General features: G+C 55.1%; 1 protein-coding gene. It reads right to left on the reverse strand.

Annotated features, from left to right (window positions below):
• Positions 1-279: 279 nt before the first annotated feature.
• A complete protein-coding gene (locus ACOI1H_RS25755; protein WP_422441180.1) occupies positions 280-873 on the reverse strand; it encodes a DUF2934 domain-containing protein in 594 nt (197 codons plus the stop codon).
• Between the last annotated feature and the right edge of the window lie 167 nt (positions 874-1,040).

The raw sequence follows: 1,040 nt of genomic DNA on the forward strand, positions 1-1,040 counted from the left end.
CTAAATCCATAGAGGCGGAAACGCTAGCCGGCACGCCACTCGGCCAGTTCGCCCAGTACGGCTGCAAGACGCTCGCTGGCGGTCGCCGCGTCCCCTTCCAGCCAGTAAGCCGCCTGCCACCCTCGGCCACGTCCGGCGCGCCGGTACTCAGCCGATTTAATGGTCATTTCCCTATAAGAGGTACTTATAGGGTTTTGACCATTAAATGGTGCCCTAGTTCGCGTCCGTCATGAGTTAAATGACGTCCTTGGCTGAGTTGGTGACCGCATCATGGGTTCGCTATTCGGACTGAAACTTGCGCGTACTTTCCCAATCTTCGTCGGCCCCACCCTCGGGACTTCCCTCTTGCTGCCAGCGAACGTAGGCACGCTCACGCAAATGCTTGTCGAGAGCCAGGTTCCAGAATTCATCGGCACGACCCTCCGGCCGCCCTGCTTGCTCCCACAGAGCGTGCGCACGCTCACGGACAGCCTGGTCTAAACTGAGCTTCGTCTCTGAACTACTGCTGATCTCGTCGCCGTAAGGCTCCATTCGACCCCCGCGGCTATGATGCATCCGAGCCGTTAAGCCGGAGAGTTCAGCAGCCGGAACCAACTGCCCATGGGCAGCGGCCTCCAGTGCTTTAGCTTGAAAATCTTCGTCAGTGGCAGCTTCTCCGGATTCACCGAGCGTTACAGGATAAGTGTGAATAACCAGTCCATTGCTGCCTAGTATGTCGACCAAACGCTCTGCCATTACATTTTCCCTTTCCAGGAAACTTGATTGAAACTCCGGATATTCCGGTTCGAACCAACAGATGAAGGCACCCAGTGAAAATGCAAACCACCGCAGTGCATTCAAGCAAAAGCGAGGAATGTTCTCGGCTACCGACACGCAGTGGTATTTTACAACACATTCATCGAGAGACGCCTTGTCCTGGCAAATACAGTGCCAGCTTAGGGTATGTGGTGTCGTCAACTTGCATTTGTAAGGTGCACCCAGTCCGACACGCCCGTTTCTACACCTACGGCTAAATTTCTCTGCTACTTACCGGGCCAGAT

The organism is Loktanella sp. DJP18 (genome assembly GCF_049310965.1).
Lineage (GTDB): Bacteria > Pseudomonadota > Alphaproteobacteria > Rhodobacterales > Rhodobacteraceae > Loktanella.